16 protein-coding genes and 2 pseudogenes are annotated in these 18,370 nt (G+C 64.4%); 9 read left to right on the top strand and 9 right to left on the bottom strand.

All coding sequences use genetic code 11. The annotated features are described in order from the left end of the window. Positions 1-284 precede the first annotated feature (284 nt). Together AUC68_RS10185 and AUC68_RS10180 are read left to right on the top strand one after the other, a co-directional pair. Positions 285-1,400, top strand: a complete 1,116-nt coding sequence (locus AUC68_RS10185; RefSeq protein ID WP_069437552.1) for an AI-2E family transporter — start codon at positions 285-287, stop codon at positions 1,398-1,400. A 193-nt stretch (positions 1,401-1,593) separates the two neighbouring features. Continuing rightward, on the top strand, positions 1,594-1,881 hold the full coding sequence (locus tag AUC68_RS10180) for an HU family DNA-binding protein (RefSeq protein WP_069437784.1): 288 nt from the start codon (positions 1,594-1,596) through the stop codon (positions 1,879-1,881). A gap of 91 nt (positions 1,882-1,972) precedes the next feature. On the opposite strand, the gene AUC68_RS10175 is transcribed toward AUC68_RS10180, so the two are convergent. The 3 genes from AUC68_RS10175 to AUC68_RS10165 form a co-directional block, all read right to left on the bottom strand. Then, positions 1,973-3,808 (bottom strand): autotransporter outer membrane beta-barrel domain-containing protein, encoded by a 1,836-nt coding sequence (locus AUC68_RS10175; protein WP_069437551.1) that lies wholly within the window; start codon positions 3,806-3,808, stop codon positions 1,973-1,975. Then, positions 3,769-4,965, bottom strand: a complete 1,197-nt coding sequence (locus tag AUC68_RS10170) for a beta strand repeat-containing protein (RefSeq protein ID WP_069437550.1) — start codon at positions 4,963-4,965, stop codon at positions 3,769-3,771. The genes AUC68_RS10175 and AUC68_RS10170 overlap by 40 nt, the downstream gene beginning before the upstream one ends. 89 nt (positions 4,966-5,054) lie before the next feature. Next, entirely contained in the window at positions 5,055-5,756 is a 702-nt protein-coding gene (locus AUC68_RS10165; RefSeq protein WP_141701207.1) for a hypothetical protein, read from the bottom strand. A gap of 513 nt (positions 5,757-6,269) precedes the next feature. Here AUC68_RS10165 and AUC68_RS10160 point away from each other — a divergent pair. Continuing rightward, positions 6,270-7,421 carry a TIGR03032 family protein gene (locus AUC68_RS10160; protein WP_141701206.1) on the top strand — a complete coding sequence of 384 codons (1,152 nt, stop codon included), beginning with the start codon at positions 6,270-6,272 and terminating at the stop codon, positions 7,419-7,421. A 5-nt stretch (positions 7,422-7,426) separates the two neighbouring features. Here AUC68_RS10160 and AUC68_RS10155 read toward each other — a convergent pair whose 3' ends face one another. Together AUC68_RS10155 and cckA are read right to left on the bottom strand one after the other, a co-directional pair. Continuing rightward, positions 7,427-8,698 carry a sulfotransferase family protein gene (locus AUC68_RS10155; RefSeq protein ID WP_141701205.1) on the bottom strand — a complete coding sequence of 424 codons (1,272 nt, stop codon included), beginning with the start codon at positions 8,696-8,698 and terminating at the stop codon, positions 7,427-7,429. A 116-nt stretch (positions 8,699-8,814) separates the two neighbouring features. After that, entirely contained in the window at positions 8,815-11,358 is a 2,544-nt protein-coding gene (gene cckA, locus AUC68_RS10150) for a cell cycle histidine kinase CckA (protein WP_069437782.1), read from the bottom strand. Between the two features lie 172 nt (positions 11,359-11,530). Between cckA and AUC68_RS10145 the strand changes: the two genes are divergently transcribed. From AUC68_RS10145 to AUC68_RS17155, 3 genes and pseudogenes are all read left to right on the top strand, one after another. Continuing rightward, positions 11,531-11,890, top strand: coding sequence for a flagellar biosynthetic protein FliO (locus AUC68_RS10145; RefSeq protein ID WP_069437547.1), 360 nt, complete (start codon positions 11,531-11,533; stop codon positions 11,888-11,890). 307 nt (positions 11,891-12,197) lie between these two features. Then, a pseudogene (locus AUC68_RS18725) lies at positions 12,198-12,542 on the top strand (M15 family metallopeptidase); the annotation flags it as partial. A 131-nt stretch (positions 12,543-12,673) separates the two neighbouring features. Then, positions 12,674-13,006, top strand: coding sequence for a M15 family metallopeptidase (locus AUC68_RS17155; RefSeq protein WP_069437546.1), 333 nt, complete (start codon positions 12,674-12,676; stop codon positions 13,004-13,006). Between the two features lie 63 nt (positions 13,007-13,069). Here the strand turns inward: AUC68_RS17155 and dksA are convergent, their stop codons facing one another. Then, the gene (gene dksA, locus AUC68_RS10135) at positions 13,070-13,501 is read right to left on the bottom strand and encodes an RNA polymerase-binding protein DksA (RefSeq protein WP_069437781.1); all 432 of its coding nucleotides are present in this window, start codon (positions 13,499-13,501) and stop codon (positions 13,070-13,072) included. Positions 13,502-13,837: 336 nt separating this feature from the next. Here dksA and AUC68_RS10130 point away from each other — a divergent pair, with 336 nt between their 5' ends. Together AUC68_RS10130 and AUC68_RS10125 are read left to right on the top strand one after the other, a co-directional pair. Beyond that, complete coding sequence (locus AUC68_RS10130; protein WP_069437545.1) at positions 13,838-15,295, top strand: YcjX family GTP-binding protein; 1,458 nt, start codon at positions 13,838-13,840, stop codon at positions 15,293-15,295. Then, entirely contained in the window at positions 15,292-16,290 is a 999-nt protein-coding gene (locus AUC68_RS10125; RefSeq protein WP_069437544.1) for a YcjF family protein, read from the top strand. Before AUC68_RS10130 ends, AUC68_RS10125 begins: the two co-directional genes overlap by 4 nt. Before the next feature lie 124 nt (positions 16,291-16,414). On the opposite strand, the pseudogene AUC68_RS17785 reads toward AUC68_RS10125, so the two are convergent. Beyond that, positions 16,415-16,603: pseudogene (locus AUC68_RS17785) on the bottom strand (transposase); the annotation flags it as partial. Positions 16,604-16,650: 47 nt separating this feature from the next. On the opposite strand from AUC68_RS17785, the gene AUC68_RS10120 reads away from it, so the two are divergent. Next, positions 16,651-17,226 carry a dihydrofolate reductase family protein gene (locus tag AUC68_RS10120; RefSeq protein WP_069437543.1) on the top strand — a complete coding sequence of 192 codons (576 nt, stop codon included), beginning with the start codon at positions 16,651-16,653 and terminating at the stop codon, positions 17,224-17,226. Between the two features lie 77 nt (positions 17,227-17,303). On the opposite strand, the gene AUC68_RS10115 is transcribed toward AUC68_RS10120, so the two are convergent. Together AUC68_RS10115 and AUC68_RS10110 are read right to left on the bottom strand one after the other, a co-directional pair. Continuing rightward, positions 17,304-17,600 carry a hypothetical protein gene (locus AUC68_RS10115; protein ID WP_069437542.1) on the bottom strand — a complete coding sequence of 99 codons (297 nt, stop codon included), beginning with the start codon at positions 17,598-17,600 and terminating at the stop codon, positions 17,304-17,306. After that, a complete protein-coding gene (locus AUC68_RS10110; RefSeq protein ID WP_141701204.1) occupies positions 17,597-18,253 on the bottom strand; it encodes a hypothetical protein in 657 nt (218 codons plus the stop codon). The genes AUC68_RS10115 and AUC68_RS10110 overlap by 4 nt, the downstream gene beginning before the upstream one ends. Between the last annotated feature and the right edge of the window lie 117 nt (positions 18,254-18,370).

Raw genomic sequence — 18,370 nt, 5'->3', positions numbered from 1 at the left:
GCGTAGACCCGGCGGCCCTCGTCCACATCCGGAAGGGCCCTCAAGCGCCGGGGACGTCCTCGATAATGCAATGTACCTGCTTTGTTCTATGTTCGCAAGATGTTCTTTCCGGTCGGTTGGCGCAGTCGAGAGGTTTTCGCGGGCGGCCCCCAGACGTTCCGGAAAAGCGCTTCGTGCGCGCGCCTGAATCACTATGATCGAGCCGAACGCCAGGCCCGAGACCGAAGCCCCGAGACCGAAGCCCCGAGACCGAAGCCCCAAGACCCAGGATGGAGCCCCCGCGCATGCGCAGCGATCCCGACAAAGGTGCCCTGCACGACAAGGTCTTCATCGGCCTGCTGGTTGCGGTCTCGCTGGCCTTTGCCTGGATCCTGCTGCCCTTTTACAGCGCCATCCTGTGGGCCGTAATCCTCGCCATGGTGTTCTCGCCGGTGCAGCGCTGGTTCAACGGGCACCTGCCCGGCCAAACGAACCTCAACGCCTTTCTCACGCTGCTGTGCATTGTCGGGATCGTGCTGATCCCCGTGGCGCTGACCGGCGCCTCGATCGTCAGCGAGGCGACGACGCTCTATGAAAACATCCAGTCGGGGAATCTCAATCTCGGGACGTTTCTGCAGCGCTTTCTCGATGCCCTGCCGAGCTGGGCGACCGACTTCCTGGCCCGGTTCGGCGTTACGGACGTCGCCGACATTCAAGCGCGCGTCATCGCGCTCCTGGCCGAAGGCAGCAAGTTCTTCGCCACCCAGGCGGTCCTGGTCGGGCAAGGGACGGCCAATCTCCTCCTGGGCGTCGCGATCATGCTTTACCTCCTGTTCTTCCTGCTGCGCGATGGCGGCAAGCTCTCGCGGAAGATCGCCAACGCGGTGCCGCTCGAGGGCGAATACAAGGACGCGCTGTTCGAGAAGATCGCCGTCGTCGTGCGCGCCATGGTCAAAGGCACGATCCTGGTGGCGATCGTGCAGGGATTTCTCGGCGGGCTGATCTTCTGGGCGCTCGGAATCCACGCGCCGGTGCTTTGGGGCGTGGTCATGGCCTTCCTGTCGCTGTTGCCGGCGGTGGGCGCGTCGATCGTCTGGTTTCCGGTCGCCGTCTATCTCATCGCCACCGGCGCGATCGCCAAGGGCCTCGTACTCATGGCGTTCGGGGCCGGCGTTATCGGACTCGTGGACAATCTGCTGCGCCCCTATCTCGTCGGGAAGGACACCGCCCTGCCCGACTATGTCGTCTTGATCTCGACTTTGGGCGGCATCGCCCTTCTCGGCCTCAACGGCCTCGTAGTGGGCCCCCTGGTCGCGGCCCTGTTCCTCGCGGTCTGGGACATCGCCGCACGCGCCCAGACGGCCCATGCGACCCCGGCGGCGGCGGAACGCCGCGCGAAAGACACGCCGGACAGGACGTGAAAACGCGTTTGGCCCTGCAATTCGCGGGTCGAGATACCAACAGCATCCTTTCCTTAAATGCAGACAAAGCGGCGCGAATCGGCCATCCCTCAAAGGGTATGAAGAGCCGGTGCAGGCTCGGACGGCGAAGACGGTTCGTGAGAACTGCGCTTTTTTACAGCCACGTCCTACTCTCAGGAGCGCTACTCAAATGATGACAAAGACCGCACTCATCCAAACGATTGCCGACCAGCTCGACATGACGAAGAAGGACGTGAAGGACGTTCTCGAGACACTGGCGACGGTCGGCTACAAGGAAATGAAGAAGACCGGCGAGTTCATGCTGCCGGGCTTCGCCAAGTTCGTGGTGGTCAAGAAACCCGCCGTCCGCGCCCGCAAGGGCATCAACCCTTTCACCAAGGAGCCGACGGTGTTCAAGGCCAAGCCGGCCCGCAAGGTGATCAAGGCGCGTCCGGTCAAGGCCGCCAAGGACGCGGTCTAGCGTACCGGTCAAACGCAATTGGTTCGACGGAATGCGCTGCCCTCCCGGGCAGCGCATTTTTTCTTGCCCGGGTCCGTGCGCCGCGGCGCGCCTAGTTGAAACGCCAGGTCAGGCGCCCCTTGACGGCATTGTCGGAGACGCTGTCCGCGTACTGACCGGCGTAGGACACGCCTGCGGTGAGGCGATCGCTCACGTCGAGGTCGAGGCCGGCATCGAGCAACGCACTGTCTTCGGCGAGCGGTACACCGGTCACGTGGAAACCCGCCCCGGCCGCCGCAAAGGTCAGCGAGGCATTCGGCGTCACATCGTTGAAGGCATGAAGCCAGGCGGCTTCCACATGCGGTGTCACGTGCATCGACCCCCACATCATGCCCCTCGCCGCCCGCACACCCAAGGTGGTGTAGCCCACGTCCTGGGATGCGTCTCCGCCGCGCAAGGCCGCCCGCGCGCCGCCGCGCTCGCGGAAGCTCCCGGAGTCGACGGAAACATAGGCGAGACCGGCAAAGGGCTCGACATCGAGGACGCCCATCTGCGTGGGATAAGCGATCTCGCCGAAGAGCTGCCCCGTGTCGGCGGCGTAATCCGCCTTCTCGCGTTCGTAGAAGTTGGGGAACGCCACCACGCGGGACGTCTCGATGTCGCTCCAGGCCCACATGCCGCCGCCGCGAAGTGCGAAGGCGCCCGCCATGCCGCCAACATAGCCGCCAAGATGGTAGGTCTCCACGTTGGCGCTGCTGTAGCGATCGTCCACGCTCACATCGGAGAAGGAAGCACCGGTGGCGAGGCCGACGCGCCAGGATCCGCCGACGCCTGCATCCATGCCCGAGATGAAGCCGCCGAGATTGCGGTTGGCGGCGCCGGCGTTGCCGTTGCCGCCGAAGTCGCCCCACGCGCCGAAGGCTTGCGTCCAGAACGCCAGCGGCTGCGGCGCCGGATCGGCAAACCCGTTGCCGTCATAGAGCGAGCTGCCGCCCAGCAGCATCGCCTGATTGTCATAGCTCGCCACAAGCGGCCCGCTGGACCCGAGCGCCGAGCTTCGATGGCTCGCCTGTATGAGCCGGCCCATGACGGCATCGCGCGCATAGCGGCTGTCGTCCACCAGTGTCCCCATGACCGTTGCGTGGACCTCGCCCGACAGAGCGTTGAAGGCTTGCCGTGCGCCGTCGACGGTCTGGGTCAGGACGGCGAGGTAAAGCGAATTGGAGAAGGGCAACGGATCCAGGGCCTCGGCCACGTTGCACTGGTTCTTGCTCTCCGCCACGGAGCAGAAGCTGACATAGGTCGATTCCCCGTCGCCCGTGGCGCCGCTCCCGGCGCTGCCGCTCGAGCCGGTGCCGCCCGTACCGCCGCCGCTTCCGCTGGTGCTCGAGCTCGTTGTCGTGCTGGTGCTTGTCGTCGCACTCGTGCTTGATGTCGTGCCGGCGCCTGATGTCGAGCTCGTGCTTGATGTCGTGCCGGCACTTGTCCTCGAGCTCGTGCTTGATGTCGTGCTCGTGCTTGATGTCGTGCCGGTACTTGATGTCGTGCCCGTCTTCGGTACCACGGTGCGCCGCAGTGTCAGCGTGACATCGTTGCCGTCGCCGCCATCATAGACGACCGTCGGCGTCAGGAAGGCATAGTTGCTGGTGACGCGGGCGAACCTGCCTGTCACCGCGCCTGCGCTCCTCTTTTCGATGATCGTGTAGTCCGTATACGGATTGTAACTCCCGTTTTGAGCCAACACGCGCAAGGTGGATCCGGTCAGGTTGACGGCCCCGTACGCGATGACCTTGTCCGAGTTCCCGGCTGCGTCGACTTCCACCTCGAAGACGGCGCCGCTGCGGAGCGTGAAGTCGCCGTTCACGACCATCGTGCCGATCGAGTTTCCGAGTGCGATGACGCCGCCGTTCAGGACAAGATCGGCGAAGGTGCCGGTCCCCTTGAGCACGCCGCCATTGACGGTAAAGGAATACGACGTCGAGCCTGAAAAGCTCCAGACACCGCTATTGACCTCGAAGTTTTCGAAGCTCTGGTATTTCCTCGTCTTGTCGCCCGTGTCGATCTCGTCAAGGTCGAACGTGCCGTTGCCGTTGCCGCCGAAGGCAGCGTGTCCGTTCCCGGCCCCGCCAAGACGGTGCCGTTGATGACGGCCGTCGAGTAAAGCACGAGCCGGTCGTTAAACGCATTGGAACTGCTGCTATCGAAGGCCACGGCACCGCCCGCGCCGGGGTTAAGGGTACCCGCGACGGTCAACGTCGTCGATCCGCCCGTCGTTTGGATCGCGTAATCGCCGCGGTTGGTGCCCGAGCTCGTCACGACGCTGTCCGTCCCGACGGTGACGTCGATGGACCCACCGTTGCGGTGATAGGCATAGATGCCGTCCTGAGTGCCGGTGACGTTTCCGCCGGTGGTCAGGTTGAGCGCTTCCGTGCCGTCGGTCCTGGCATAGATGCCCTGGCCGTTGAGGCCCTGCACGTCTCCGTCGAGATGCAATGTCAGCGACCCCGTCCCCGCATGGAGGGCCCGCACGCCCGTGGTGGCACCGCGAATTGTCGACGCGCTCCCCGAGGTGATCGTCGTCGTTTCGCCGCTGTTCGTCGCCGAGACGCCATACGTCTTGGTGCCCTCGGCATCGCCATCGATGCCGAGACTCAAGATTCCTGTCCCGGCGTTGCTGGCGGAAATACCCGTAGTTCCGCTCACGGTCGTTCCGGCGGCCGTTGTGATTGACAGGTCCGTGCTGCCCGTACTCTTATTCGAAGCCGCGATACCGGCACCGGTGCCGCCGGTGACATCTCCCGCAGTGTTGACGGTCAGCTTGCCCGTGCCGTCGTTCGTAGCGCTGATCGCCGTTTTCGCGGCCCTGACCGTATCGCCGGCGCTGACGGTCAGATCGGTTCCGGAGTTCGTGGCGCTGATGCCGTTTTGCGTGGTGCCGGTGACCTTTCCGCTCGTATCGATGCTCAACGCCCCTGCGCCGTTGTTGTTGGCGCTGATGCCCGTCTCACCGCTGACATCGCCATCGGCATCGATGGTGAGAGGGCCCGTGCCGTAGTGAATGGCCGTGATCGCCGTTTGCGTAGCCGATACGGCCTCCTTCGTCACGATCGACAGGGTCGTCGAGTTGGCGCTCCTGTTGATCGCGTAAATGCCCTTGCCGCCCGTCGCCGTGACCGTACCCCGCGCCTCGATGCTCAGCGCGTCGGATCCGTTGTTCGACGCGCTGATGCCGGTCGCACCACTGCGTCGGCGGCCGTGTGGACCGTCAGCTTACCCGTGCCGTAGTTGGTCGCACTGATCGCCGTTTTCGCCGCAGTCACGGTATTGCCGGTGAGGACGGAAAGATTGGTCCCATAGTTCGTGACCGCAATCGCGTTGCCCTCGCTGGCGGTGATCTTGCCGCTCGCGTCGATCGTCACGGCACCGGCACCCCGGTTGATCGCGCTGATTCCGCTCGCGCCCACAAGATTCCCGTCCGCATCGATGCTCAACAGCCCGGAACCGTAGTTGGTGGCGCTGATTGCCGTGCGCTTGGCCGTGACCGTGCCCCCGGTCGCGATCGTGAGGCCTTTGGACTGCGTGTTCTTGTTTACGGCTTGAATGCCGTTGCCGGACGTACTCTCGACGGTGCCGCCCGCCTTGATCGTCAGAGCGCCGGCCCCCTTGTTGTTGGCCGAGATGCCCGTGCTCCCGCCGGTCAAAGGGCCGTCGACATCGATCGTGACACTCCCGTCCGTCGCGCCGTCGTCGCCCGTCGAAACGACGTTCAGAGCGTCCCGCGACGTCGACGTGAGCGAGGAACCGTTCTTGTCGGTGTAGGTGATCTGTCCGGCGCCGGAGATAGACAACGCATTCTTGTTGGTCGCCGAGACTCCGAAGCCCGGACGCGTCTTCACATCGGCGTTGTCGGCCTTGATGGACTGTGCGGTGCTACCGCTGCCCGAGCATTCGAGTCGGGGGCGGTGCCGGTGCAATCGGCATAGGCGTCCTGGCTGCCGCCCGTGCACGCGACCGCAGCCGCGAGCAACGACAGCAGCACGGACCTCCGTGCTGACCGGTTGCGCATCATTTCCCCCTTGGGCCCCTCGCCGGCGTTTCTGTCTATGTCGATCGCCGGATGTCCGCTCTTCGACCATACGGAGGGGCGCCGGGAAGACGAGCGCTCGGTGGAATCACTCTGAACGGTTCACGCAGACCCGTGCCACATCGAAACAGAACGTGCTTCCAAGCGCCGGTGGCGTGCCGATGTCCTAACGAGTACTTACCGCACTCGTTCGCGCACCGCGGCACGGCGTCGTATCGGCACGGCAAAATCAGACATTGCGCGTTATGTTGCAGAATCGGCCGCACTAGGTAAGTTCGCGGCGGCGCGCTAGAACAAGCCCGTCAACGGTCGAGGAAGGACGAGCATGACCGGAACTGCGGAGCAGGCGGAGGCACGCGGCGGCGAGGCGCCCGGGCAGGACGGCACGCCGGCAGATCAGACGGCGCAGGAGCAGCCGCCGGTCAAATACTCGATGTCGCCGGGTCTGTCCTCGTTTCTCGGCAGCAACGGGATCGGCCTCGGCATTTCGTCCTACCAGTCGGGCAAGTTCTACCTGTTGGGCCAGAACACCGACGGCGGCCTGCTCGTCGACGAGCGCTTCTTCCGCAAAGCCATGGGGATCGCGGTTCCAGACAAGGACACGCTTCTACTGGCAACGCTATTTCAGATCATCCGCTTCAAGAACGTTCTGGGTCCCGATCAGCAGATCAACAATCTGTACGATGCCTGCTACGTGCCACGGGAGCTCTTCGTAACCGGAGAGTTGGATGCGCACGATGTGGGCCTGCTGAAGGACGGTCGGATCGTGTTCGTGAACACGCTGTTCAACTGCCTCGCCACGCCTTCGGCGCGCCACAGCTTCACACCGCTTTGGAAGCCGCCCTTCATCTCGAAGATCGTCGAGGAGGACCGGTGTCATCTGAACGGTCTGGCCATGGAGGATGGCGTCCCGCGCTACGTCACCGCGGTCAGCAAGTCCGACACGATCGACGGCTGGCGCGACCGGCGCTATGACGGCGGTATCGTGATCGACGTGGCGACCGGCGAGATCGTGATCGGCGGACTGTCCATGCCGCACTCGCCGCGCATGTACTGCGGCAAGCTCTATGTCCTGAACTCGGGAAGGGGCGAACTGTGCTGGGTCGAACCTGCGCCCAAGGCCGCCGACGCCACGCTCCACGTGGTCGCGTTCTGCCCAGGCTTCGTGCGCGGTCTCGGCTTCCACGGCCGTCACGCCTTTGTCGGCCTCTCCAAGCCGCGCTACGAGCGCTTCGAAGGGCTCGCCCTCGACAAGAAACTCGCGGATGCGGATTCGGAGCCCTGGTGCGGGGTACAAGTGATCGACTTGGAGACGGGCGCGGTCGCGCACTGGTTCCGCATCGATGGGGCCATTGGCGAACTTTACGATGTGGCCGTGATACCGGGCGTGTTGCGGCCCATGTCCCTCGGCTTCGCATCGAACGAGGTGCTGGGGCTCATCACCCACGACGAGATGGACGAGTCCGCCTCGTTCTGAGTGCGCTAGGACAGCGTTTCTTCCGGAACCTTCGGGTCCGATGACGATTCCGATTGCAGGTCCGGCTCGGCGAGAGCGGCGTCCACGGCCTCACGATAGCCATGCGCGTCGATGAAGGGCTTCAGACGCTCGGCGATCTTCTGCGTGAGGTCCTTCGGCATCTTGTAGCTGGAGACCTTGTGATCCGAGCGCTCGGCGAGGAACGCGCGCATCGGCCCTTCCGCTTCGTCAAATCCCTCGATACGGAGCTTCTCGTAGATGGCCCGCATGGAATCGATGGGGTTCTTCACGAGGTCCTCGTAGCGGATCTCGTACAGGTTCTCGCTCGGGATCAGGTGCTTGTCACGCTCGTAGACCGTGGTGACACGCTCCATGAGGTCCAAGACGTAGTCGTCGAGCCAGGCGTCGCAATGCGGCGGGTTGTGCAGCCCTTGCGCCGAATAGAGCGCACGCCACAGCTTGACGGTTGATGGAAACACTTTCAGCGGACTGCGCGAGATATGCACCCAGCGCGCATCGGGAAACAGTTTCGTCAGAAGCTTGATCCGCGCGGTATTGGGCGGCGTCTTCATGACCAAGGTCTTGCCGTGCCTCAACATCAGCCGCCGGTAGAACCACATATAGGCGTCCGCCCAGCGGCGGACCTCCGCCTCGGGCACGCCTTCGAAATCGATAAAGTCCGTATCTGCGGGGCCAAGCCGCGGCCACGCCATCGTGACCAGGGGCGACCCCTGTCCCAGCATCAGCATCGCGAACTCTTCCTCCTGGGGCCGGTCGAAGCCCACCGGCACGTCGTCCTGCGGCCGGCGTTTGGGCAAGAGCCCCTTGGCGAGGTGGTCGAGCGTGCCTTCCGTCAGCAGGAAGTGGTGCGGCACAAAGCACTCATAGGTCGTCGGGAAGGCGAGGTTCGGATCTTCGGAGAAGAGATCGTGCATCAGCGTGGTGCCGCTGCGCCAATGGCCGACGACGAAGACCGGCGGCTTGTCGAGGGGCAGGCTCTCCGCCTTCTTCTTGTACAGCGCCTCCGAAATCCACGTGAGCGGCGTGTTCCAGGGTACGAACAGGAACAGGGCCAGCGTGTCCGGGATGCAGTTCAACGTGAAGGAGAAGCGGCCGCGCCAGAACAGCCGCATCAGCGTCAGGAAACGCATGCCGAACCACATATAGAGCAACCGGCCACCATAGCGCTCGACGGTGAGCCCCATCTTCTTCTTCTTGTGGCGCTTGCGGCGCTTGTCGCCGTCGTCGTCGGACGGCATGACCTCGTAGTCTGGCACGCGTACTCTCTCCCGGTTGCGGTGATCAGGGCGTCCTAGACGCGATTGGCGCGCAAGGGAAGCCCCCCGTTCGGAATGCCGGCCATTCCCGGTGCTGCCGGAGGCGTAAGAGCCGGTCAGCCCTCGAGCGCGGACTTGACGGTTGCCGCGAGCGTCTTGAGGTCGAAGGGCTTCTGCAGGAACGTGAAGGTCTCGTTTTCGTCCAGATTGCGCTTGAAGGCATCTTCCGCGTAGCCGGACATGAAGACGATCTTGATGTCCGGGAGCTTCTTGCGCAGCTCCTTGAGCAGCGTGGGGCCGTCCATTTCCGGCATCACCACGTCGCTGACCACGAGATCGACCTTGCCGCCGTGTTCCTCGAGCACTTCGAGCGCCTCGGCGCCCGTCGAGGCTTCGAGTACTTCGTAGCCCCGGGTCCCGAGCGCGCGGGCCGCGAAACTGCGCACAGCGTCCTCGTCCTCGACCAGCAGCAGCGTCCCGCTTCCCGTGAGATCCTTCGGCTTTTCGGGCTTGCGCTCCAGCTTGGCCGGTTCCTGGTCGATCTTGGTCGTGCCTTCCACGTATCGCGGCAGGAAGACGCGCATGGCCGTGCCTTCGCCGACCTCGCTGTCGACATACACATAGCCGCCCGTTTGCTTGACGATGCCGTAGACGGTGGAGAGGCCGAGCCCCGTGCCGCGGCCGATCTCCTTGGTGGAGAAGAACGGCTCGAAGATCTTCTGTTTGACCTCTTCGGTCATGCCGGTGCCGGTGTCGCGGACCTCGATCATCACATATTCGCCCGGCGGCATCTCACTACCGCCGACCTCCCGCGACTGCGCCTCGGCCACGTTCGCGGTCCGGATGGCGAGCTTGCCGCCTTCGGGCATGGCATCGCGCGCATTTACGGCGAGATTGATGATCACCTGCTCGAACTGATGCAGGTCCGCCTTGACCGGCCAGAGATCGCCCGCCGTATCGAGACTGAGTTCGACGTTTTCGCCAAGCAGCCGGTCGAGCAGGATGGACAGCTCGGAGAGGACGTCGCCGAGCTGCAGCACTTGCGGCCGCAGCGTCTGCTGGCGCGAGAACGCGAGCAACTGCCGAACCAGCCCGGCGGCACGGTTCGCGTTCTGCTTGATGTTCATGATGTCCTGGAAGGCCGGGTCCGTGGGCCGGTGGTTCAGGAGCAGGAAGTCCGAAAACCCAATGATCGCCGTCAGCATGTTGTTGAAGTCGTGCGCGATGCCGCCAGCCAGCTGACCCACCGCCTGCATCTTCTGGCTTTGCGCGAACTGCACTTCGAGTTCGTGCTGCTCGGTCGTGTCCAGCGCATAGACGATCGCTGCTTCGCTCTTGTCGTTCTCATCGGCGATGGAACTCAGGTAGATGCGCCCGGTGCGCGGTTCGGGGCCGGCGAAGGTCACCTCGATCGGCTCGATCATGCCCTGGCCCGCGAGGGCCGCGTCGAGCGCCTTGCGCAAGTCGGCCCGGTTGCCCTCGTCCACGAGCGTTTCCAGTTTCGTCTTCCCGCCGCCTGCATCGGCACCGGCACCGAACATCCGCGAGAACGCTGCGTTGGTTTCGCTGACGGCACCGTCTGAGTCCACGGTCGCGATGCCAAACGGGGAGGATTGGAACATGCGCGTGGAGCGAAGCTCGGCCGTGCCGGCTTCCTGCGCCTCCCCCGGACCCCGGTTGAGAATGAGGATCAGGGCGAGCTGGTTGCCGCGCGGCAGGCGGTGCAGCACGCGGACCGGCAGCGTGGTGCCGTCGGTCCGCAGAAGGTCCATATCGAAACGCCGGACGGTGCCCTGCCCGCCGCCAGGGCCCTGGCTGTCGCCGCGGCCGGCGCCTGCAAGCAGCGCGGCGTTGTCTTTTGACATGATCTGCGACAGATCCAGCGGCTTCGCGGCGATCTCGGTCAGGTCGAGCTTGAGCCATTGCGCCAGGGTCGCGTTCAGATACTCGATGTGGCCGTCCGCATCGGCCGTGAAGAAGCCCGCGGGCGCATTGTCGAGATAGTCGATGGCCGCCTGGACTTTCGCGAAGCTCGTTTCCTCGCGCGCGCGATCCTGCGTGACCTCGTCGACTTGCCAAACGGTGAGTTGACCCTTCCGGCCCGAGCCCGGATCCGGCGGCATGGGCTGGACAGAAATCCGAAACCACCGGGGCTCGATGGCGGACTCCTCGTCGACCTCGCCGGGCGGCGGCAGGCGAAACTCTTCCTTGAGGGCCCGCCCCTGCTGCGCGGCGCGCGCCAGCCGGAAGATCGGCTCGGCCAGATAGGGATTGCCCCCAAAGGCGCGGTCGGGCGATGGCACGGGCGCCTCGGTATCCAACCCAAGAAGATCGCGATAGGCACGGTTCGCGTAGAACACGCGGCCTGTCGCGTCGCCGATCAGGGCCCCATGCGGCAGGTTGTCGACGAAGGCCTTGGTCAGGTCGTTGCGCTCGTGCCGCTGACCGAAATAGAGGATGCCGACCGCGCCGGCGAAAAGGCAGAACACGCCGACGACGGCGAGCGCCGCCAGGATCGCCAGCACGAAGGGCTCGGCGACTTCGCGGCTGACCATCGCCAGACCGACCGCGGCGACGGCCAGGGCGAGGGCGAGAAGGACCACGAGCCCGACACTGCCGTCCCGGCTGGTGCGGTCCGTGATAGGTTCGGCGTAACGCATCGGCGTATCGATATCCGACATGGTCTGAGAAAGTACCCGATTCGAATTGACTTGACCGGAGATTGTCACAAAGGCCAAGTCCTAATCCGGCCCCCTGGAACGACTTTGGTTTCAACATGCGGCGAACCGGCTAAGGTGCGGTAAAGTTTGGCTTGCGTAGGGAGCGTTTGCCATGGATTTCGACCTCAGCACCGCCATTCTCGGCATTGCGGCCCTTCTCTTCGTCATCGCCCTGATCGTGCTTACGGTTTGGGCGTTCAAGGCCGTTTTCGGTGCGGCCGATACGGAAACGGCACGGAAGGGACGCGAAAAGCGCCTGGCCGTGGTCGAGACCACCCCGGTCGACGCGAACCGGAAGCTCTGCCTCGTCCGGCGCGACGATGTCGAGCATCTCCTGATCATCGGGGGCCCCGTGGATCTGGTCATTGAGACGGGCGTCAAAGCCCGTCCTGCCCAGCTTCAACCGCCCCATGGCGACGTGGTCATCGCAAAAACCGCGCCCCGGCCCGCCCCGAAAATGGGCCAACCCTAAGGACGGAAACAACCTTTTGAGTTGACTGTTGCATATTTGCAACGGCGGGTTTCCCTTGAGGTCGGTCCGGACTTGCGCTAGCGTTAACGCACGCTCTTACGGCGGTCCGAGAGGACCAGCGAATTTGGCGACGCCGGTAGCTTCATTCGCCAACCGTGAGAACGCCGGCAGTTCCCTGCTAATGGTCCGACACCGACTGGCCATGCCAGTCTTGTCAGTCCCCCAAACACTCTCCACTCCCCGCCCCCAAGCGGGGAGTTTTTTTGTGCGTATTGACGCCCTCGGACCCGGCTGAAAAGCTCGCACGATGCGTGTCCGTCACCTTTTCGGCCCGGCCTTCCTCGTCGCGGCCGCCCTCAACGCCGTCATGGGACCCTCGACGAGTGCTGCAGGCACGCCAAAGACCGCGATGCCCGACAGCTTCGTCTACCTGCGCGATGTGGACCCCACGATCCAGCAGGACATGCGCTATGCGGGGAGCGCCAATTTCACGGGCCGGCCGGTCCCCGGCTACGATGCGCCGGAGTGTATTTTGGTCCGCGAAGCGGCCGAGGCGCTGATGGCCGCCCAGGCCGATCTCAAGCCGAGGGGATACGCGCTCAAGGTCTATGACTGCTATCGCCCCGCCCAGGCAGTGGCGGCCTTCGTCGACTGGTCGGCGGAGCCGGACGACCCCAACGCGAAGCGACCCACTATCCCAATCTTTCCAAGAGCGACCTGTTCCCGAACTATATCGCGACGCGATCGGGCCACTCGCGCGGGGCGACGCTCGACGTCACCCTTGTGCCGATTGGGTCGCCGCCGTCGCCCGCCGAAGCCGATCCCGCCAACCCGAAGCTATGCACGGAAGGCGATCCCGCCGACAACGGCCTCGACATGGGTACCGGCTTCGACTGCTTCGACCCCAAAGCCAACACGGTGACTACGGGCCTGACGCCCGAGGAGGCGCACAATCGGCACCTGCTTCTGGATGTGATGAGCCGCCATGGCTTCCAGAACTATCCCAAGGAGATCTGGCACTACACGTTCCAGCCCGAACCGTTCCCGGATACCTATTTCGACTTTGCGATCCTGCCGCATCCCGGAAGCGGCTCCGGAGAGCCTCACACACCGTAGCGTGGATGCCGAGCGGAAGTCGCTGGAGACCGTGGCCAAACCGCTTTCGGCCGTCCGAAAACGTTACTCGTCGCGGTAGACGCGCTCGCGGCGCTCATGCCGCTCCTGCGCTTCGACGCTCAACGTGGCGATGGGACGCGCATCGAGCCGCTTAAGGCTGATGGGCTCGCCCGTCTCCTCGCAATAGCCGTAGGTCCCGTCGTCGATGCGCGCCAGCGCCTCGTCGATCTTGGAGATCAGCTTGCGCTGACGGTCGCGGGCCCGCAACTCGAGCGCCCGCTCCGACTCGGACGTCGCCCGATCGGCAATGTCGGCATGCTGCTCGGAGTCGTTTTGCAGATGCTCCAGCGTCTCCTTGGTGGAACGCATGATTTCGTCACGCCAGTTGAGGAGCTTGCGGCGGAAATAGGCCCGCTGCGAATCGTTCATGAACGGTTCGTCCTCCGACGGGGTGTAGTCTTCGGGGAGAGTCTTGCTCGTCTTCGCAGTCGCCATCAGAGACATTCCAAACGTGTTCCGTTCTTGTTGGCTCAGTGCCTGCCGTCGACGTTCGCTCGCCTTGCCGGCATCCCCCCGTCGGACAGCCCCGTATTTACGGAACCGAGTCGCCAAGTCAAGACAGCACTCGCTGTTGACAGGCACAGAAATTGGTGCCGCATGCGCCGGTGCACCGTCGTCATGCAAGCGAGGCGCGATGTAACGTGTGTCAGCACATTTGTTGTGCAGTGCGGTCGTGCGCGCTACCACATGTTCGGGGCGTTACATCCTGCGGCCGATGGCACAAAGTGCCTTGCCGGATGTGGGTAGCGAGGAAAAGGACAGAGCCGAAGCGTGCCACTTTCCACCTATACCGATGCCGCCGGCGATGCTGTGCGCAATCTCGGCGACTACGCCTCCGGTCTCGTCACGCCGACGATCCGGCTGGGCGTGACCGGGCTCGCCCGGTCCGGCAAGACCGTTTTCATCACGGCGCTCGTGCACAATTTGATGTCCGGCGGCCGCCTGCCCTTCTTCGACGCGGCGGCGGAAGGGCGTCTTTCACGGGCCTATCTCGAGCCGCAGCCGGACGAGATCGTGCCGCGTTTCGAGTACGAGAGGCACTTGGCCGATCTGACCGCGAGCCCGCCGAAATGGCCCGAGAGCACCCGCCGCATCAGCCAGCTCCGGCTTACGCTCGAATACCAGTCGGCGAAATTCTGGAAGCGTCAGCTCGGACGCGAACGCCTGCATATCGACATTGTCGACTATCCGGGCGAATGGCTGCTCGACCTGCCGCTGCTCGATCTGTCCTACGAGGACTGGTCGCGGGACGCGGTGGCGCGCGCCTACGATGCAGACCGGAACCCGGCCGCCAAGGCCTGGCAGGAGGCCCTAAGCGAAATGGATCCAGCGGGTCCCCCCGACGAGGCACGGGCCGCGATCCTGTCCGATCTGTTCAAGGCCTATTTGCATCGCGCGCGGGCCGATCAATATGCCCTGTCGACCACGCCGCCCGGCCGCTTCCTGATGCCGGGCGATCTTGAGGGGTCGCCTGCGCTGACCTTCGCACCGCTCGATGCGAACGTCGAAACGCGGTTTGCCCGCGACACCCTCTGGTCGCTGATGGAGCGGCGCTACGAGGCCTATAAGCGTCACGTCATCCGCCCCTTCTTCCGCGATCACTTCGCCCGTCTCGACCGCCAGATCGTCCTCATCGACGTGCTCTCCGCACTGAACGGCGGACCGGCGGCAATGACCGATCTGGAACGGGCCATGCGCGACATCCTGGAGTGCTACCGGACCGGGTCCAACAGCCTGTGGTCTAGCCTGTTCTATCCGCGCATCGATCGCATCGTGCTGGCCGCCACCAAGGCGGATCGTTTGCACCACGAGAGTCACGACCGGCTCGAGGCGATCCTGTCTCTTCTCACCGCCAACGCGATCGAGAAGGCCCGCTTTGGCGGCTCGGAGGTCAAGGTGCTGGCGATGGCCGCGGTGCGCGCGACGCGCGAGGCCGAAGCCAAGAAGGGTGGCGAGACCCTGCCCTGCATCGTTGGCTATCCCCTCGAGGGCGAAAAGATCGGCCGCCGCACGTTCGACGGCAGCGAGGCCTTCGCGATCTTCCCCGGCGACCTGCCGGAAAATCCCGAAGAGGCCATGTCGGGCTGGAGGACGGGCGACGCGGACGTGCGCTTCGTGCGCTTCCGGCCGCCGGATCCGAAGCCGCTGCCGGCGGGCGGCTTCGCGCCCTTCCCGAATATCAGGCTGGACCGCGCCATGCAGGTGCTCATCGGAGACCGTCTCGCATGACCAAGCCCCAGTCTCAGACCGAAAAGGCCCCACGCCGGAAGCCCGCCTCGTTCCGGGTGGAGGATGTCGAAATCGTCATGCCCCCGGAGCCGGAGCCGTTGCCCGATACGTCCGAGACGGACGCGGAGGCGGCGGGCCTTCCGACGCTGGAGCGGGGCTTGCGTTGGGGCAGCATCTTTCTCAGCGCGCTCGGCGGCCTGATCGGCCTGCTCGCATCCCTATGGCTCTACGACTACGTGCTGGCCCTGATCGCGCGCGAAGACTGGATTGGCTGGGTCGCGGTGGTTCTGCTCGGCCTCGTCCTGTTCGCGCTTCTGATGATCATCCTGCGCGAACTCGGCGGCCTCATGCGCCTTGGCCGCTTGGGCAAGATCCGTCACGAGGCGGACAGCGCCGCCCGGCAAAACGACAAGCCGCTTGCGGTGGACGTGACACGGCGGCTGAAGCGCTTCTATCGCGGACGCGAGGACATTGCCTGGGGCATGCAGCGGCTCGCCGAGCACGAGCACGACATCATGGACGCGGAGGAACTCCTGCGCCTGTCGGAACGGACGCTGGTGGCGCCGCTCGATCCGCTCGCGCGCGCCATCGTGGCGTCGTCCGCAAAGCGTGTCTCCGTCGTCACCGCGATCAGCCCCAATGCCGTTGTCGATATGATGTTCGTGGCCGCGCAGAATATGCGGATGCTGCGAAAGCTCGCGACGCTGTATGGCGCGCGGCCCGGTTTCTTCTCGCTGATGAAGCTCGCCCGCATGGTGGTGACCCATATCGTGCTCACGGGCGGGATCGCGCTCGGCGACGACGTCATCCAGCAGCTGGTGGGCCACGGGCTCACGGCGCGGCTCTCCCGCAAGCTCGGCGAAGGCGTCTTCAACGGCGCGCTCACGACGCGGATCGGCATCGCCACGATCGACGTATGCCGTCCGCTGCCCTATCTCGAGCAGCAACGTCCGCGTTTTCGCGAATTGGTGGCGGAAGTGGCGGGATTCAACTAGGCCGCAGACTCATTAAACCTCAACCACAATCTGACCGCGGCGCGTTTTGCGAAAGCCAGGTAGGCCGAGGCATTTCCGTCGGCGCGGGTGGCGAAGTGGCGGAATGGCTTGAGCTTGTCGATGCAGCGTTCAACGAGGTGGCGTCGATCGTTTGCAGCTTCCGGCCTTTGGCTTCATCCGCAGCAATGATGGCGTCCATCAGCCTGTCCCAGACGCCTGCTTTCCGCCAGCGGTTAAAGCGGCTGTAAATCGTTACGTGAGACCCGTACCTGTCGGGCAAATCAGCCCACGGCATGCTTGAGCGCAGCAGCCACTGCTAAACCGTGCGACAGGGATATCGGATGCTGTTATGCCAGTCGCATGGGACTCTTAACCTTCAGCATCAATGTCACCTTAGATGGCTGCATCGACCATCAAGAAGGCATCGCCGACGACGAAACACACGCCTACTTCACCCGCCTCATGGGCGAGTGCGGTGCGATGCTGTGGGGCCGCATCACTTACGAAATGATGGAGAGCTACTGGCCGATGGTCGCCCGAGGCGAGGCGGAAGCGCCACCAGCGATGCGCGAATGGGCGGTCAATCTGGAAGCCAAGCCGAAATACGTGGTGTCATCGACGCGAAAGGACTTCCCGTGGACGAACAGCCACCACATAGAGGGTGACCTGCAATCGGGCGTCCAGAAGCTGAAAGACGCGACCCCAGCGGGCGTGCTCCTTGGCAGCGGCAAGCTCGCGGCCGAGCTGGATCGGCTGGACTTGATCGATGAATACAGGTTCCTCGTTCACCCCAGAATCGCCGGCCACGGACCTACCCTTCATGAGAGCGGCCTGCCGAGCGCAAGACATCTCAAGCTGATCTCGGCCAAGGCGCTCTCCAACGGCATTGTCGCCGTGCACTATCGGCGTTCCAACGAACTTGTAAGGCCCGAATAGCTCTTAGACGGCTTTTCTCGAAGGTGGGCGAAGTTTTCTCTGCGGCGACAGATTTATGCGTAACGCGGCCTGAGCGCTTAGGCCTTGTTGAACAGTTCGCACCCGTCGATATTCGTCTTCTCGACGCGGCCATCGTCGAAGCGCAAGGTCACGGTGATCTCGTCGGCGCACGCCAAACCGGCCGCATTGATCTTGAAGCCGCTGGTCTGGTCGCTGGACGCCTGAGACTGCGGCTGGACGGCCGGCGAACTGAAATCGTAAGACACGCCCGCCACACGTCCTTGGAGCGCCGTGGGCGGCTCCACCCAGACGACGAAATGGTAGAGGGGCTTGGTCCGTTCGGCGCCCTTGATCTTCGTCGCCTTGCCCTTCATCCACTTGCCGATCTCCGCACCCGAGACCTTGAGCGCCGGCGGTCTGGCAGCAGAGGACGTCGCGCCTGCCGGTTTCTCTTGCTGACCGGGCCCCATGGGCGTGAGACGACAGGCTCGGCGGCACTCCAGGGGAGGTTTTCGCGCGCCTCGGAGAAGGCGGCGAAGGAGGCCGTGCGCCGCTCGGTGTCAGGCTTGCGTTCGGGCTGATCGACCATCAGCTCCTCGGGGATCTCGGCGAGGCCCGCGAGGTTGGGCTCCTTGGTTGGCAGTTCGGATGCAGGTTGCCGCACTTCGGGTCCCGCGGTGGTCGCCGCGTCTGTGGACTCGTGCGCCGCGGCGGCAACGGCCTGCACCGGAAACGCCACGGGGATTTCTACGGCCGTCGTACCGGCTGCTCCGGTGCCGAGCGTCAACTCCACCGAGGCGAGAATCCGGCCATCGCTCCTGCCCGGCAGAGCCAGCGCGGCAAGGGTCAGGACGAGGGCCGTGCTTGCGACAGCGAGCCTGACAACAGGTCTCGGTAGCCGTACGGCCCGCCCCCGGAGCCAACGTGCGCGCAGGACCGTCTTCGCATACAACGCGGCGATCAAAGGCGCGGCTGTCGTCCTGGCTCTCGACGCGAACGCGGCCAACGCGATCGAAGCGGCCGACATCGCTGCGCGCGATGCCGCCCCAAACGCAAACGCCTTGGACACCAGTCGATGCATAACGCTCGAAAATCCCTCTACCGGAGCCTAGCATAAGGTCACGACCGGGACAGAAAAACGGCG

The organism is Methyloceanibacter methanicus, from assembly GCF_001723285.1.
GTDB classification, from domain to species: domain Bacteria; phylum Pseudomonadota; class Alphaproteobacteria; order Rhizobiales; family Methyloligellaceae; genus Methyloceanibacter; species Methyloceanibacter methanicus.
Note: the sequence above shows the minus strand (reverse complement) of the source record. Positions and strands in the feature narration are given on the sequence as shown.